This window comes from Muricauda sp. SCSIO 65647, from assembly GCF_021534965.1.
Classification (GTDB): domain Bacteria; phylum Bacteroidota; class Bacteroidia; order Flavobacteriales; family Flavobacteriaceae; genus Flagellimonas_A.
Map to the genome: position 1 here is coordinate 3,528,441 of NZ_CP091037.1, position 16,745 is coordinate 3,545,185.

Below are 16,745 nucleotides of genomic sequence, written 5' to 3' on the forward strand. Positions count from 1 at the left end.
GATGTTAAAGAAGATATTCCAAATCAACAATCCCAAAGGGGTGATTGGCCTCAATCGTCGCAATATTGAGTTTATCTACCCCCATAACGAACGCAAACACTACACTTTGGCCGATGACAAGGTGAAGACCAAAATGATATTGCATGAAAATAACATTGCTTGCGCCCATACCTATGCCGTCATTGAACGAATCAGCCAAATCAAGACCAAATGGGAAGGCCTGCAAGGCCATGAAGCTCTGGTTATCAAGCCTGCTAAGGGCTGTGGTGGTGGCGGTATCAAGATTTTGAAAAAAAATGAGAACGGCCAATGGCAGAGCAGCGGGAAAAGCATGACCGACGCCCAGATTTTTCAACACATCACAAGTATTATTTCTGGCCTGTTTTCGATGGCCTCCAATGATGTGTGCTTGATTGAGGAATGTATTGTGCCACATCCTTTTTTTGCTGAGATCTATGATGAGGGCGTACCTGATTTTCGGATCATCACTTTAAAAGAAAGGCCCTTGATGGCCATGTTGCGCATGCCGACCTCAAAGTCTGATGGCAAGGCCAACCTACACCAAAAAGGAGTTGGCATCGGGGTCGATATGAAAAAGGGCACCCTGACACAGGTGTACGATGGCAGAACCTATTCAAATCACCATCCTGATAATGAAAATAGGGTAAATGGCATGAAAATACCCTTTTGGTTCACCATGCTGCAACTCGCCAAAAAAACGGCCCAAGCCTTTCCCTTAGAGTACCTGGGTATTGATTTGGTCATCGATAGGGCCAAAGGGCCGCAAATCATGGAGGTCAATGTGCGCCCGGGCTTGGGCATTCAACTTGTCAATAAATGTGGCTTACAGTCCACCTTACAACAAAATCCTTTTTAAAAAATACTCATGAGAAATAGACTTTTTACCATCTTGATTTTGATAAGTGCATTGTGCCATTCACAAGAACGGCACCGATTTGAAGCAGGCAGTCAAACCGGATACGAATACAATTATTTCAAGAGCCCTGAGCAATTGGTGGTCGATGGTTCGCTTTTGAATGAAAACGATTTGATCGCCAGTAGCGGTTACCTTGATGTGTTCGCTGATTACGATTATCGCTATAAGTGGAAAGGCCACCGTCTTCGTGCGTCGGTATCGCCTTACGCACGTTTGTTTCAAGAAAATAGATCGGACAGTTATTGGAGCTTAAATGCGACCCTGAAATATGATTACAAGCTTTCTAAAAAAACCAAGTTTTTGGCCGAGATCAATTTTCAGCGTATGAACCGTGAAGGATTGGATGGCGCACAGGACATATTGGTGAATCCATTGGGCTACACCAATTATGGAGGGGCAGTGGGCTTGTCATTTGTGCCCATTCAAAAGAACAAAACCACCATTGAGGGCTTTTATAATTTTAAGAATTTTGACGCTTATGGGGTGCGCGACCTTCAATTTAATGAATTTGGATTACGGTTGGCCACCAAACAAAAATTTCGCCCCGGGCGTTATGAACATGCCTTTGGCTTTTCAGCATACTACAAAAAGCGATTGTACGATACCTTCAATGCCGAAGACACCCTCCAAAATGGGCAGCGTGATTGGGACTATGCCAAAGTAACGGCCTTTTACGAATTGCCCGTGGGCAACAATTTCGAGCTTGAACCACAATTGACGTATTATGGGCGCTTTGACCGACTCGAAAATCGCTCTGGTTTCAATCAATATGGCCCGGGACTGCGTTTGCGGTTTGATAATGACAAGACCAAGATCAGTGCAGCTGCCAAGTATTTGGTACGGGACTATGATGTTCTCTCTGCGCCTGGTTCAAATGGAGAAAATCTACGATACCGGTATATGGACGTATCCTTGAAGTTTGAACACCAGTTGCCCATCAAGGGATTGTTCTTTACAGGAATAGCTTATAGTCGTTTTAGGGAAACCAATACGGTTGACCTGTCTTCACGATCATTCCGCGGTTATGCAAACCAATATGCGGGAATAGGGCTATTATGGCGATTGTGAAAGGTTTGCAATGGTCAATATTGCCAAAGCAAGCATAGCTGCACATAAATTTGAGGTTTTATGCAAATAAGCGTATTTACACCATAATGTACCGCGCTCGCCTGAATGAAATGAATGCATTCATTTCGGGCAGGTTATGCCTGCCCTGAGAGGAGCTGAAGGATAGAAGGGGAGGGTAATGCCTGCCTGCATACCAAAGGTATGTAAACCGGCAGGTGTGTGGAATGGTTAGTTTTTTAAGGGAATTGAAATAAATCACTGAATATCCAATAATTAGCCTCACCTTTGCACCTTAATATTTAAAGACGTAAAATGAGTAAAGGAACAGTAAAGTTCTTCAACAGCACCAAAGGATTTGGCTTTATCAATGAAGAAGGTGTTGAAAAAGAACATTTTGTGCATGTTTCTGGATTAATCGACGAAATTCGCGAAGGTGACCAAGTTGAGTTTGATTTAGAGCAGGGAAAAAAGGGAATGAATGCAGTAAACGTAAAGGTCATCTAACTTCATACTATCAATTTTTCAAGCCCGTCAGATTTTGATGGGCTTTTTTATTTCCAAAAACCCCAAGTTGGAAAATAAATAAACTACCTTACCAGCATAAACCAATAAATGGCAAAGTCACAACAAACCTTTAGCAAAAGAGAAAAGGAAAAGAAAAGGCAGAAAAAGCGAGAAGAAAAACTAAAGAAAAAAGAGGCAAGAAAAGCAGAAGCCAAAGAAGGTGATGGGGGCATACCCTTTGCCTATGTTGATAAATTTGGCAACCTTACCGATGCTCCTCCCGAACCATCAGATAAAGATGAAATAGATGCTTCTGAAATCGTTTTGGGCATTCCCCAAAAAGTTGAAGAAGAATTTGACCCTATACGCAATGGCAAAGTGGCGTTCTTTGACCACTCAAAAGGGTTTGGTTTTATTATGGATATTGAAACCCAAGAAAAACACTTTGTGCACGTGTCTGGTCTTAATGATGAAATCAATGAGAATGACAAAGTCACTTTTGAACTTGAAAAAGGTCAAAAAGGCATGAATGCTGTTCGTGTGAATCTTCAGAAATAACTTTTCATTGTTTTGTAAGGTTTTTGATTTTAAAAGCGATAACCGAAGCAATTTTGTATAATGACTGATCATGATTGCATTCTAAATGTATCATGACCATTGACTGCATTTTTCTGTGTTCTCGATTGAAATAAGACCAAAAAATACCCAGACATGGGGATATCTCTGTAACCGAATTTCGTTTAAAATTGGAAATGAATTAAAACGGAACTATGGAAGCAAAGGGAATAACCCAGGTACTGGTTTTTTTGTTTTTTGTAATTAATTGCTACCAAGGTCAAGCACAGACTAGAGAGATATGTCACCCAGGCACGGTCCCATCAGGATGGGTAGTAATCGATACCGAGACCTGTAATGGAAACGATTGCTGTGGAGCCAAGGGAAAATATGAGGTTGGGCGCAAAATGATCATTCAAAAAATTGCAAATGAACCCATAGGAACACAAGTTGTCATTTGTCCGGGTGAGACCATTAGAAATAGCTACCCGCTTCCAAGCGGTTGGGTAAAGGTGGACGTACTGCGATTTAAGAAAGAGTGCTGTGGTTTCACATTGGGGCTTAAAGACAACCCAAGAGTAGGCTTACAAAAATGGGTGATAGAACGGATTGATTGATTTTTTTTTGGTCATTAAAGGTTGATCTTATCATTCTCTTCTAAAACAGTCAATTGCTGGCGACGAACTGCGGACAATCAAAAGATATCTGAGTTCTAGGGATGACAGTTTACCTTGGCTGTTTGTCAATGAAAGAGGACTTTCGTTGACTAGGCAGGCTGTGAATTATATAGTCAATAGAGTAGGGGAGAAAACCAATATACCAAATTTGCATCCTCATACTTTGAGACATTCCTGTTGTTTTTATTTGGCCAATAGGGGATATGACCTCCGATTGATTCAGGATTATCTGGGACACCGGGATCCAAAGCATACTGCTCACTATACTAGGGTAGCCAGCAAACGTTTTGAAAAACTTTGGGAGTAGCAATACAATTGATAAAGTTTATTTAGTGTAATAAAAAATTTAATATACTTGCTTTATATTTAAGTTTTACTTAAATTTGTATATTATATACTGTTTTTGACATGAATTTATTAAGCTTTATAGGTAAAATTTTTGAAAGGGCGTTCGAGCCGAGATTAACTCCCGTTTCAAAAAATGATATTGGTTGGGTCTCCTCTTCACCAGTGGGTTATTCACAGTTCGTTGAATCAAAAAACTCTGATTTTTTTGGCATTTCTCATTCTCTTAGAAATTTATTCATTCGTAAGACTCGTGAGGAAATAGAATATGAAAGACGTCGAAAAATGTTTGAGGCCAAAGTAATTAATGCTTTGGAAGCTTATTGTATGTATGATATTCATGATATCGACCTTTCTGTTATGTCTGACAGGGAGTTAATGAACATCCTTGCACATGTCTCTAATAATAATAATGACTATTATAGCCTAGTCCAGGATTATCATGCCTTGAATAGGAGTTCAAGACTATTGAATGCCATTAACAGAAGTATAAAACATCTGTTAAACAATTCAAAGAAGTTTTTTAGGAACCTTAAACGAATCTTTCATCGACATCATAGTTTCCATTTTAAAAATTTAGACGATTACCACTCATACAGCCTAGTTAACATAGAAGCGTTAGCTAGGGCTTAGCAAGTTATTAAGCTCTAGTATTTATTAATTCTCAAAATATTAGAGTACAATGAAAAAAAATAATTTAATTGAAAAAATAGACGAAGCATTAGCTTCTAAAAATACCTCAGAATCTGACAAGCAATTACTAAATGAGATTAGGCAAGAGTTAATAAATGCAAGCAGCAAAGAAGAAATCATTGCAGTTGTGTTTAAACTTATTGAACTATTTGGAATCTTTATTAGCAGTACGATGGGGTCAGGATAATATATTTATGGAAATAGGGAAAGTGATTAACGTTTTGATTAAAAAAAAGGGATTAACTCAGGCTGAAGTTGCAAATAAAATTGGAAAAAGCACTACCGCTTTATCTCAAATAATAAACGGTGCCTATAATCCCAACCCGGACACTTTAGATAAAATATGCAAGGTATTAGGCGTCCCACAACCTATATTATACTTTCTTACAATTTCTGAGGATGATATACCAGCTGAAAAAATTGAGCTTTATAGAATGCTGGCGCCGTCTATCAAAGATTTCCTTTTGAGGATTTTTGGAGAAGAAAAAAATGAATTATTCAACCAAGTTGAATTGAACTGATTTATTGTCAGCTGGACGTCGAAAGGGTTGCATAGGTTTTGTATCCCAAGTATTGCGCAGTTTTGCCCATATAAGCATTTGTACTATAATGTACCGCGTTATGTAACTTGAGCTTTGGTAAAAGCGAAAGTTGTGACCATCTTCAATAATTTTTTTCTTTCTGAAATGTAGGTAATGGAATACTCTTTTTGCCAAGAGGGTAGAGGAGTGGAGCAAAATGTGTGTGGAATGGGATTATTCTTTCGAATTTTCAGATAATTACGGAATTACGTAAATATTTGCTTGTTAATATTTTTTATATTTAAACTCTCCCTATTTACTGATTACTAGTAGTTTGTTTTAACATAGTAATTTATAGTTGCTATAAATTGGCTTATTAAAATTTATGAGTAAATATTCAGCGAATGATAATTTAATTATGACTTTAATCGTCAATGGTTATCATTTTAAAGACTTTATTAGAGTATCCCCAGATCATAGTGTAGTTATTTTTTACAAATATGACCAGTTTGGTGCAGAAATGTGGTATTCAGTTTTGGTTAGTGAAAAGTTACCTTCAACTAGCGTAATAGAAACACTCAAAAGAACATCAGACAGGAACAATAGTAAACCCTTTATTATCTGTGATAATGAGTTAAATGTTAATTATGACTCCTACACATTTGATGAATTCTATGAAAAAATCGGAGGAGTTGTAAATACAGGATTAATATTGAACCCAAATTTATCTGAAATAATGACGGATTTAGGTCAAAATAGACTGCCAAAGGGATTAGAAGGAAAACCCGATGATCTATTAGAAATCTACTCTAAAGAGTGCTTTCAATTTTTAATTAAAACTCCTGTGAGAAGATACGGAAAGGATAGATCCTTTGAAAGTCTTCCGGATGGTATTGTTTTGGGTAAAGATTCGACCGCCTTTTTATTTGATTCCAAAGCATATAAAGATGGGTTTGAGTTTTCAAGTGATGACATCAATAGGTTCGAGAAGTATGTCAATGATTTTAAAGATAGATATGGACGACTATTTGAAATAAAAAGTTTCTTGGTGATTTCTGGAAAATTTAATGATTCCAGTACATCTATCCAAGGCAGATCACTTGAACTTATGTCTAGAGTACAAGTGCCAATATCATGTATTTCTACTGAGGATTTGGCAAAAATGGTAAATATTATACATAATAATTCAGGATTTCAACAGTCAATTAATTGGAATAGAATATTTGTGAATCCAATGATAAGATCGACAGATTTAAATACCCAGATAAATAAGTTAAAAAAAGATAATATCATTCAATAATGGGAACATCAATAAGCCATCCTTCTCCAAATAACAACAATTGGAAACCAGTGAAGATTGGATATAAGAATAAAAAAATTCCTCTGGATAGAGTTATTAAAGAAATATGGAGAGCTTCTGAAAACCAAGATAAGCCTTTATCTAAGGAAATTAATTCTGAAATTATTTTTAAATGCCATCAACTTGTAAGTCAATCTCCAAATGCGAGGGAGGCTCTAAAGAGCTTTAGGCAAGAACTCATATCATCAAAACAAAATTCCATTGTCGCTGAGTTTGCAAAAAGGGCTATCCCGGCGGCGTACCTGTCCGACAATGCTCCCAAACAATGGAGAAGTGCATTCTTTTCAGAATTAACAGGATACATTGTTAGTAGAGATGCTTCTGGATATGTAGGTAAGGAGTATCGCAATAAATCGGTAACTGAATTGAACGCCTTTAAGAATGAAATTAGGCTAGAAGCTTCCCGAATAATTGACAGTATAAGTGTCGAGCCGAAAAACATAAACGATTGGAAATCATTTGTTAGTAGCGCAATTAGTAGTTCTAAATCTTATCGAAAATGAAAATAAATGTAATCGATAAGGTCAATTCGAACACCATAGACTTGATTTCCGGTGAAAATTTATTCAACGGAGAGAATGCCTTCAATGATCATTTTGGAGAGACTACTAGTTTAGAGATAGATTTACTAAATGTTGCCTCCGGGATTTTTGCCGCAGACTTAGGCATAAAAAGAAATGAACTTGAAGATTATATCAGAACAATTGAAATAAGCATTGAAGTAGTTAATGTTCATGCTTTCGAAAGAATTAAGGATTTACTGGAAGAGGCATTGTTCGTTTTAAGTAGTGACAATTGGACCATTAAGTTTGTTCCCGTTGACGGGAAACCTGAAGAAAGTAAAAGCTGGCCTGATAAGAAAGGAACAGTACTTTTGTTTTCAGGTGGTTTGGATTCATTGAGCGGAGTTGTACATTATAAAAAACAAAATTCGGATTTAGCCCTTGTAAGTCATATTAATCAAAATAGGGTTGTTAAAGACTCCCAAAGTGGTGTGTTGGAGTTATTAAACAGATTCTATAAAACAGATTTGGACTATTATCCATATCGTGTTTTTGGTAGGAATAAAGGTGAGTTTCTCTTTCCTACTGACGTTGAAAGGGAAAATACTCAAAGAACTAGATCTTTTTTGTTTTTGTCCCTGGCAGCATTAACAGCGAGGCGTATTGGTTTCAGAAAAATAATAAGTATTGCAGAAAATGGTCAATTCGCAATCCATTTACCATTGAATCCATCTCGTGTTGGACCTTTTTCAACTCACACTGCAAACCCGAAATTTATTGATTTAGCCAAGGAGATTTTCATGAAATTGTTGTCTCTGGATGGCTTAGAGATTGTGAACCCTTTCTTATATAAAACTAAGGGTGAAGTAGTGGGCATCTTAGATGAAGAAATTGCCAATAACGCAAATAAATCGATTAGTTGTTGGAAAGCTTCCAGAGTGTCGGCCAAAAACCATTGTGGCGAATGCATACCTTGCCTATCACGCAGAATTTCTCTAGAATATAATGGTGTTTACTTGGATGAATATAGTAGGGATTTATTAAAAGAAAATATCTCGAGTTTACCTCCAGATGACAATGGAAAAAGGAACTTAATTGATTTTCTAGAATTCATTTCAAAATTTAAGGGATATAAGGATTCAGATTTAGAAAACCTGCTAATACATTTTCCGGATCTATATAATGAGTCTATAGATGAAAAAGAAGCATTAAGAATGTATAGCAGACTATCTAAACAAGCCTATGATGTTTTTGATAAATACCCAGAAGTAAAAAAGGTGATGTAATGAGAATATCGCACAGTAAGTTAGAGGAAGTAAGGCAAGATCCAAAGAAGTATAAAAAATCATTGGAAGGCGAATCCGGTTTTCAAGGAAGGCCTGGTAGGTATAGATATTGGCAATTTGCAACCCGAAAATATCATTATGAAGGTATTGAATCGGCCGAAAAGCATCTAGTAAAATTATTTAGGAATTTTGCGGTGAACAGTAAGAGCGATAGATTACTTGAAGATCATATTTCTTATTTGCACCAATATGTGAACGATTTTATAGAATTGGGAAATGAAGTTATCAAGGTTGGAGATAAGATAAACCTAGAGATTAACTATAATAATTTTCTAGGCGGAGAAGTTCAAAGACTGGATTTTTCCATAGACGGAGGTTATGAAGTGTACCTGATGATCAAAGAGGATTACATTTGGGAAAGTGAATTAAGATTCCCGTTAATCCAACATTACTATGCAAAAGAATTGGGCTGTGGTTATGAAGATATCAGTGTTGGGGTTTATTGTTTTTCTAGAGGAGAACACGTTATTGAAAAATATACAGAGGAAGAAATTAAAAAAGCACTTAAAGAAGTCGACTATATCTCAAATATTATAAAGTGAAGTTTGTGGATAAATATAACTGCTCAAAAGGTTGGAAGCGATGGCCAGAAGAAAATGCCTGCCGAAAAGGCAGTACAGACAGGTTTGTGATTGAAACAAAAAGCCATTGCCCTCGGCTTTGTGTTGGGGTCAATTAAAATAGAGTAGGGGGGCTAGAACCAAAAAAGGCCAACGCATTCTGGCACATATAATTCCAAAGAGATCAGGTTTTCAATATTGTACGGAAAAAAAACGTACAAATAATTGATTAGTACGGAAATTGTACGTACATTTGAAAAAAATAATCATGGATACCAAAGCGACTAACGAAGAGAAAGCGCGTTTTGACACTAGACTACCAAAGAAGCAAAAGATCTTTTTTGAAAGAGCAGCTAGTTTAGGAGGCTTTCGCAGTCTAACCGATTTTGTTATATCTGCTGCTCAGGAAAAAGCAAAGTCAATTGTCAGCGATTGGGAAAAAGTCATTGAAAGTCAAAAAGATAGTGAGATTTTCTTTGATGCTATCGTAAATGCAGATAAGCCTAATGAAAGTTTAATTGAAGCTGCTAAACACTACAACGAAGCAGTTTCTAAATGAGTTTTCAAACAGAAACTTTAGATAGTTCCCATGTTAAAAACGAGTTTTCTTGTGGAAAAGAAATGCTCGACAATTATATTCAAAAGCAAGCAAGCCAAGATGTTAAAAGAAAATTATCGGCTTGCTTTGTTTTCGTCGAAGAAGATAAAGTTGTACAAGGATATTTTACCTTGTCAAATAATGGTATTCCTCTTGAGCAGGTCCCGGAAAGCTTTAAGAAAAAACTTCCCAAGTCATACACTTCAATCCCAACTACTTTATTAGGAAGATTGGCAGTTGATACAAAGTTTAAAGGAAAAGGTCTTGGAAAACTACTTCTAATTGAGGCACTTAAAAGAAGTTGTTTGATTTCTAAAAAGATTGGTTCATTTGCGGTAATCGTAGATCCAATTGATAAAGACGCAGAAAACTTTTACACAAAATATGGTTTCATAAAGCTTCCTGACAGTGGTAAAATGTTTTTACCTATGAAGACTATTCAACAACTATTTTAATGTTAAAATTCAAAATACTGTGTTGCCTTGTAGTGCAAATTTCTTTTTACATAATGCAGTTAGTTATAACTGAAGGATGTACATAATTCCAAATTCCCTTGTCATAATCATGAACGTTATACTGCCAAAGGCACTACAACTTGATTAGGTCAAATAGCTTTTCCCTGTAGCACATATTTTTTTATATAATTCGTGACGTTATAAAACAGCAAAGCTGTTGGTTATAACTGAACAATGTCGAATAGCTTTTCCCTGTAGCACAAATTTCTTTTTACATAATTCTTGACGTTATAAAACAGCACAGCTGTTGGTTATAACTGAAAGATGTATATTATTCCAAATTCCCTTGTCATAATCATGAACGTTATACTGCTTAGGCACTATAACTTGATTAGGTCAAATAGCTTTTCCCCGTATCACAAATTTCTTTTTACATAATTCTTGACGTTATAAAACAGCGAGCTGTTGTGATAACTGAATTATGTAAAGCAGCATAGCTGCACAGAAATTTGTTGATTTGTGCAAGTATACACATCTGCACTATAATGTACCGCGTTATGTAACTTGAGCTTAGGTAAAAGCGAAAGTTTGTACTGCGTTTCCTTAAAAATTTCTTTTCAAAGTCTTCTTAAAAAAGGTAATGGAACACTTTTTACACGACCCGAGGTAGGAGGGGAGGGTAATGTGTGTGGAATGGAATATTTGACCTCGACTTATTTAATTGTTTTCGGCTTAAACCGCGGCCCTTGGGGTAGGCTGGGAATTAATCCACCACCTTGATTTATAGGCATTGAGCAACCACAATCCAATACTGTAGTACCCTCAGGACACATTATTTGGTTACTACAATTACGAAGACCTCCAAATCCAAAGTATGAGTTCCCATAGTTTGTGCAATTACAAGGATCATCATCCGTATCAGAGCACATCAATATTGGACTACAAGAGTTTACATTTTGATCATAGGTTTGCAGACATTCTGCAATGGCATTTAATTGGTCAAGAAATTCATTGTTTATAGGTTCTTCTTCGTTTGGGTTTATTAATGGAGATAAATCCGTAGAGAATAACTCTTGTTCTGGCTCCAAAATTTGTTCACAGGGAGTAAGAGGACCATCTGGACCAGGATTTATTAGTGGTGGGTCTAAATCATTTTCTTCTGGATCAATTTTCCCCTCGTTATCCTTGATTGCATTTTCGAATTCTTCCTGATTACTAGGATTTGAACTATTATTTTCTTCATGTAAATAACTGGTGTTGCTTTCCTCATTTGTCTCGGTATTTACAGTAGTCTTCTTTATCCATGTTTCTCCAGTAACATCGTTTCTTATTGACAAGGTAATTTCTCGATAGTCCCCATCTTGTTTAAATGATACCGTTTCTACAATACCATTGCCATGAGTGACAACCGTACTCCCTTGCAACAAATTTTCATTTATTCTTGCACCTTCTGTTGTCCCATTCCATGTATTAACTTCTCTCGTAATAACATCACTAAAAGAACCAGAAATATTTTTGGTTACGGTAATTGTATTATTTTCATAATCAACTTCCGTCCAAATCCAAGGATCTCTGGTAGCTATATAGTAATTCGAATCACCTTTACTATTTAGCTGTCCTGTTTCTTGGTTAACATTCCTATATTTTTGTTTACATATCACATCATTAAAGCAACTTTCTTCCCAATTGTTAGAACCTGAAGAGTTATTACTTACCAGGGATGGGTCAAAATTAAAAATATCATCGTTGCTACCAGTATATCTTTGTTCATAGTAATTGTGCAAACAGTTCATATAGTCATTTACGGTTGAAATGTTTTCGCTAACTCCACTATGATCTATGCCTGAAAGATTAGTATCCTCATTGATACAATTTTTGTTGTTATAGGCTAAAAAACCACTACCTGGTTTAATAGCTTGACAAATAGAGGTGAAAAAGTTTGAACTATTCCTTTCATTTAATCCACGTGCCATAATACTATTGAACAACTCGCAGGGCTCAACATTTTCATAAGAGTTTTGCATCTTTATTACTTCAAATAAGTTAGATCTAATAGGTTTGAAAAGTTTTTGTTTAAAATCACTGCGATACGTAATAAAAGGTAAAATATTTGGAATATCCGTTTCGCCTATTTCTGGTGAATCTAGTAAACATTCATTACACGAAAATGACATCTCTATTAACTCAAAAAATTCATTAATATTAATATTGCCCTTTTGTGTTATCACCTTGCCTAAATTTGAAAATAAAATGGAAGAAAAAGCAATTCCTATATCGTCAGAATAAGTAAGAGAGTTGTTTATGACGCCACCACGATTATAGTCCTTAATAAGTATTACTTTCTGTCCCGTAGGTTCTATTTTAATTCTAGAAATTTTTTCAGCCAAATCATTAAATTTTTCTAGGGTTCTATCCGTTTTAAGTCTGACCAAACGTCTTCCCATATCGATACAAATTGATATCAGTTTTGGGTAATTTTCCTTTGTTAGTCTTGAAAGGAGTTTTTTTGCATATGATTCATAAAGAGTAATTGGGATGTTATTGGAATATTCTAGATATTCCAGATTTGCTGATTTAATTTCTTTCTGATTTTTAGTCTCATTGGCTAGCAATATTTTATCTATCAGCAAATCGAGATTGAACTCCAGGTTTGCCTTCTCTTCCTCAGTAAAATATGAGAAAGGATTGGATACTATCATTGTTCTTGTCTGTTCACAAGAACTAAACACAAATGCAAATACTAAAGCACATATGAATACTGTCCTTTTCATGATAAATTGAATATTTATTGTTTAATCTCTAAGAATCGCGGGGGAGATACTTAAATATAAGAAATAATCAATATGTTTTATTAAAACAATTAAATTATAGAGAGTTACACTTAAGTATTTTCTAAGGATTCAACTTTAACGTGGCATGGAAGACTTATTAAGAAACTCAAAAGCAGAGAAGGGGTTCGATTCCCTTAGGAAAAACAACTACCTATTTATTAGGAGTCAACATACTTAAGTAACAATGTCTTATCATCACTCTTTTTACTCTTCTTACCTGGTGTCAGTATTCTTAAAAAATATGGCAGTAAAAAACTGACAAAGAGTCATTTAAAATTAATCTATCTAAGGAATTTTCCCCTTTTTCAATTTGGGTATGGTTTATGTTCAATAAAAAGCATTATGGCTGGGACAAGACCAGCAGATACGTTTTATGCTAAGTGCACATTTGTGTTCCACGCGCAGAATTTCGGCTGACGCGTGAAGTGTGATTCCAATTTCACAAATCTGCAACCATGTTCTTACAAGTTTCATGGCCAGTAGAATAGTGAAGGGAGTTACCTTAAGTTCAACTTCTGTTATTGCTGTCATATTGCACGGTTCTATCAAAGTTACGAACTTCATTCTATCAAAGAGTGGCGTTGTGTATTGCGAAAGCAAGAAGCAACATCAGGATTGTATCTGCCAATTAAGGTAAGCCACGACCAGCCATATTTTTTTACTATGGTTGAAGATTGGTTGAAATTTAAAAAATATCCCCACATTGGACGTCCCTTAACAAAAAGGAGGGACAGTGGTTGGATAATTAATTATGTTACCAATCCAGACAAAATCACCAATCATAAATTTGTACCTCTCCTTCACAGAACATTAAATCAACGCAAGTATAGACCTGCTAAAAATGCTTTAAAAAACGAATATGGCAAGAGGCAGCGGACGGTAGGTGAAAAAAAGCAACGTCACATATTTTTTTCATCTCATTTGGATTCCATTATTTATAGTTACTACAGTCATTTGCTTACCATTGCCTATGAAGATTACTTAAAAGACAAACCTTACTCTTCTGTTGCTGTCGCATACCGAAAAATCCCTATTAAAAATGGAAAAAGTGGAAATAAGTCCAACATAGAATTTGCATTCGAAGCTCTAAATTTTATTGAAGAAAATAAACACCGAAAGCTTTCTATAATCGTGGCGGATGTCACTTCCTTTTTTGACAATTTAGACCATCGCTTATTACACGCTCAATGGAAGCGAGTTTTAAGAGTCAATAATATGCCGGAAGATCATTATGCAGTTTATAAAAATTTGATTGCAAAGAATTATGTCAATGAAAACGAACTTTTTAATCGTTTCCAGCACAAACTAATGATAGAACGATTTAAGCCACATGATACTTCACAAACAGAACTAAAAAGAAAAAAGGTCAGCAAAATCTACAACATGCGGCACGAAAAAGTGGTTGCATTCTGCACTACTGAAGAATTTTTTGATGAAGCCACTGATCTTATTCGCTATGACAAGCCTCTAAGTTCTAGAAGTAGGAGTGAACTCGGAAAAACTAAACTCAAAGGTATTCCACAAGGTACTCCAATAAGTGCTACTTTGGCTAACATCTACATGTTAGATTTTGACGAAAAGGTTAATAACGCCGTAATTGACTCTTCAAAAAAAGCTTACTACCAAAGGTACAGTGATGATCTTATCATAATTTGTAATCGAGAGGATGAAGAATACTTTTACAGTTTGATACAAAATGAAATTGAAGTTAAAGCGAAGCTCGACATTCAACGTAAAAAGACCAACATATACCATTATGAGTTAAATGAGACTGGCGAATTTATGGGCGGGATAGTTGAAAACGGAAAATTGAACCAAAACAAGCAATTGGAATATTTGGGTTTCAGCTATGATGGAGAAAAAGTCAGGGTTAAAACCGCTGGTTTTTCTAAATTTTATCGCACAATGAAAAGGTCTTTTAGACGTGGTGCTCATTTTGCCAAAAAAGCCCATATTCCATCAAATTCATTATTTGAAACACGTTTGTATAAAAGATTTACCCATGTCGGTTCAAAACGTCGTCTAAAGTGGATGCCTGATCCCGGTAGTCCTACAGGATATAGCCGTTCTGTACATTATGACTGGGGTAATTTCATCAGTTATTTAAGTAAAGCAAACGAAGTAATGAAAGAAATCAATGGAGATGATACAATTAAAAGGCAATTCCGCAAAGTATGGTCGAAATTCCATGAGGTAAAGGAAAATACTTATCAAGAATTGGGTAAAGTCAAGGTTTCGAAAAAGCAGGACAGAAGAAAATGCCAACCTACACTGCCTATGGCAGTTTCGGCAGGTAAACGGGCCGGTTGGGGAGTGAACCTGCCTGCCGCTGGCAGGTTTGTGGTTAACACGGCAGCACCATTGCCCTGGGCTTTGTGTTAGGGCGTGAAACGCTCAAATAGCGAAGCTATTAAGACACAAAGGCACGAGAAATAGTAATTAGCCGGTGGCTGATTACTATTTTCGGTGAGATGGAGCGGAGGAGAAGCATGGCCATACACCAGCTGGCCCCTCACTAAAAAGGTCTACCAGACCTTTTATTAACGTTCGGCCCTCTTCTTGATTTTAATGGGAGGGAGGCTCTTTTTACGCAGTATAGGCGAAGTTTTTGTTAATAATTTTCGAAGCCTTGGAGAAAATTTAGAAAACTGAGACGGTTTTAGCTGCGCTAAAAATACCTCGTAAAAAGGGTCTTTTCTTTTGGTTCGTTTTCTTTGGACAAGCAAAGAAAATGAACAACCTTAACCATTAAACTTAAAAGAAAAAACAACACGTAGGTTTCAATCCTATTTGACATAATATTTATAGGATTCGAAATATAAAGCTTCTATCAGGAGAGTATGTGAGCAAGTGCTTAGAAATTTGCTCGCTTTTCCAACGTACTATTAGAAATACTACCATAAGGTTTTGCGACAAGCGGACGAGAAGTTGCTAATAATTTTTTTCAGCTCGATGATTTTATTTGATAACTAGGTTGTGATAGTTGTAGGATGTACATAATTCCAAATTCCCTTGTCATAATCATGAACGTTATACTGCCAAGGCACTATAACTTGATTATGTCAAATAGCGATAAAACCGCTATTACAGGAATTTGGAGAATTGCTCCATAATTTATATTATGTAAAATAGATAATTAAGGGGTTAGTGAATGCCGACTGAAAATGGCCCCTATGCCACTACCTCTCTTTTTGTTTTGTCAGTGGTTGTAATATGCAGTGGTACTTCACATTGATGGGCAAGCTCGGCAATGCGCAATACTTTTGATTCCGATCCCACAAAGAAATCGCTTTTGACGGTACACTGACCTTCATCATCAACGATCAGCACATTGGTATGCTGTTTGGATAGCCATTGGGTCAAGCCGTCGCCCATGAACGGAAATTGATTGCCCTTGCGCAACCCCAATACGATCAGTGCGGGTCGTGATTCTTTGATCTTCTCCTGCACGATGTTTTTGATATGGCCATACCGCACCTCTACCGAACAATTGTTCTTGGGCAATACGCCCGTCAGTTCTTCCATTTGCCTCGTCGTTGTTCGGTAATCTTCATAAAGGGCCCGTTTGGCACTGAATTGGTTGTCGCCGGCCACTACCTTCGATGGTTTTTTCACGTGCATTATTTCAAGTGCCGCATTCAAGTTATGGGCCAGTTTGTGTGCATTGATCAAGTTTTTTTGTGCTGTGTTTTTGAGGTCGTGCAAGAAGAGCACCCGATGTGATACCATAGCAGTTCTATTTTCTTTGGGGCAAATATAACGGCCAAAACGGGTATTGAGGGCGATACGCCC

General features: G+C 36.5%; 17 protein-coding genes. 15 read left to right on the forward strand and 2 right to left on the reverse strand.

Features of this window, described 5'->3' with window-relative positions; translation table 11 throughout:
- Position 1: 1 nt before the first annotated feature.
- The 14 genes from L0P89_RS15655 (at position 2) to L0P89_RS15720 (ending at position 10,122) form a co-directional block, all read left to right on the forward strand.
- A complete protein-coding gene (locus L0P89_RS15655; protein ID WP_235266054.1) occupies positions 2-877 on the forward strand; it encodes a sugar-transfer associated ATP-grasp domain-containing protein in 876 nt (291 codons plus the stop codon).
- Positions 878-886: 9 nt separating this feature from the next.
- The gene (locus tag L0P89_RS15660) at positions 887-2,005 is read left to right on the forward strand and encodes a hypothetical protein (protein WP_235266055.1); all 1,119 of its coding nucleotides are present in this window, start codon (positions 887-889) and stop codon (positions 2,003-2,005) included.
- Positions 2,006-2,317: 312 nt separating this feature from the next.
- Positions 2,318-2,509 (forward strand): cold-shock protein, encoded by a 192-nt coding sequence (locus L0P89_RS15665; RefSeq protein WP_235266056.1) that lies wholly within the window; start codon positions 2,318-2,320, stop codon positions 2,507-2,509.
- 108 nt (positions 2,510-2,617) lie between these two features.
- Positions 2,618-3,067: a cold-shock protein gene (locus L0P89_RS15670; protein ID WP_235266057.1), complete on the forward strand. Its 450-nt coding sequence runs from the start codon at positions 2,618-2,620 to the stop codon at positions 3,065-3,067.
- Positions 3,068-3,279: 212 nt separating this feature from the next.
- Positions 3,280-3,681 (forward strand): hypothetical protein, encoded by a 402-nt coding sequence (locus tag L0P89_RS15675; protein ID WP_235266058.1) that lies wholly within the window; start codon positions 3,280-3,282, stop codon positions 3,679-3,681.
- A 76-nt stretch (positions 3,682-3,757) separates the two neighbouring features.
- The gene (locus tag L0P89_RS17075; RefSeq protein WP_262911477.1) at positions 3,758-4,048 is read left to right on the forward strand and encodes a tyrosine-type recombinase/integrase; all 291 of its coding nucleotides are present in this window, start codon (positions 3,758-3,760) and stop codon (positions 4,046-4,048) included.
- Between the two features lie 720 nt (positions 4,049-4,768).
- Positions 4,769-4,966 carry a hypothetical protein gene (locus L0P89_RS15685; RefSeq protein ID WP_235266059.1) on the forward strand — a complete coding sequence of 66 codons (198 nt, stop codon included), beginning with the start codon at positions 4,769-4,771 and terminating at the stop codon, positions 4,964-4,966.
- A complete protein-coding gene (locus L0P89_RS15690; RefSeq protein ID WP_235266060.1) occupies positions 4,929-5,300 on the forward strand; it encodes a helix-turn-helix domain-containing protein in 372 nt (123 codons plus the stop codon). The genes L0P89_RS15685 and L0P89_RS15690 overlap by 38 nt, the downstream gene beginning before the upstream one ends.
- A gap of 385 nt (positions 5,301-5,685) precedes the next feature.
- Complete coding sequence (locus L0P89_RS15695; protein WP_235266061.1) at positions 5,686-6,600, forward strand: hypothetical protein; 915 nt, start codon at positions 5,686-5,688, stop codon at positions 6,598-6,600.
- Positions 6,600-7,163, forward strand: coding sequence for a hypothetical protein (locus tag L0P89_RS15700; protein ID WP_235266062.1), 564 nt, complete (start codon positions 6,600-6,602; stop codon positions 7,161-7,163). Before L0P89_RS15695 ends, L0P89_RS15700 begins: the two co-directional genes overlap by 1 nt.
- Positions 7,160-8,449, forward strand: coding sequence for a 7-cyano-7-deazaguanine synthase (locus L0P89_RS15705; RefSeq protein ID WP_235266063.1), 1,290 nt, complete (start codon positions 7,160-7,162; stop codon positions 8,447-8,449). The genes L0P89_RS15700 and L0P89_RS15705 overlap by 4 nt, the downstream gene beginning before the upstream one ends.
- Positions 8,449-9,051 (forward strand): hypothetical protein, encoded by a 603-nt coding sequence (locus tag L0P89_RS15710; RefSeq protein WP_235266064.1) that lies wholly within the window; start codon positions 8,449-8,451, stop codon positions 9,049-9,051. Before L0P89_RS15705 ends, L0P89_RS15710 begins: the two co-directional genes overlap by 1 nt.
- Before the next feature lie 286 nt (positions 9,052-9,337).
- Positions 9,338-9,628, forward strand: coding sequence for a DUF1778 domain-containing protein (locus tag L0P89_RS15715; protein ID WP_235266065.1), 291 nt, complete (start codon positions 9,338-9,340; stop codon positions 9,626-9,628).
- Entirely contained in the window at positions 9,625-10,122 is a 498-nt protein-coding gene (locus L0P89_RS15720; protein ID WP_235266066.1) for a GNAT family N-acetyltransferase, read from the forward strand. Before L0P89_RS15715 ends, L0P89_RS15720 begins: the two co-directional genes overlap by 4 nt.
- Positions 10,123-10,835: 713 nt before the next feature.
- On the opposite strand, the gene L0P89_RS15725 is transcribed toward L0P89_RS15720, so the two are convergent.
- Positions 10,836-12,893 (reverse strand): hypothetical protein, encoded by a 2,058-nt coding sequence (locus L0P89_RS15725; RefSeq protein WP_235266067.1) that lies wholly within the window; start codon positions 12,891-12,893, stop codon positions 10,836-10,838.
- A gap of 648 nt (positions 12,894-13,541) precedes the next feature.
- Here L0P89_RS15725 and L0P89_RS15730 point away from each other — a divergent pair.
- The gene (locus L0P89_RS15730) at positions 13,542-15,335 is read left to right on the forward strand and encodes a reverse transcriptase domain-containing protein (RefSeq protein ID WP_235266068.1); all 1,794 of its coding nucleotides are present in this window, start codon (positions 13,542-13,544) and stop codon (positions 15,333-15,335) included.
- A 789-nt stretch (positions 15,336-16,124) separates the two neighbouring features.
- Here the strand turns inward: L0P89_RS15730 and L0P89_RS15735 are convergent.
- Positions 16,125-16,682, reverse strand: a complete 558-nt coding sequence (locus L0P89_RS15735) for a universal stress protein (protein WP_235266069.1) — start codon at positions 16,680-16,682, stop codon at positions 16,125-16,127.
- Between the last annotated feature and the right edge of the window lie 63 nt (positions 16,683-16,745).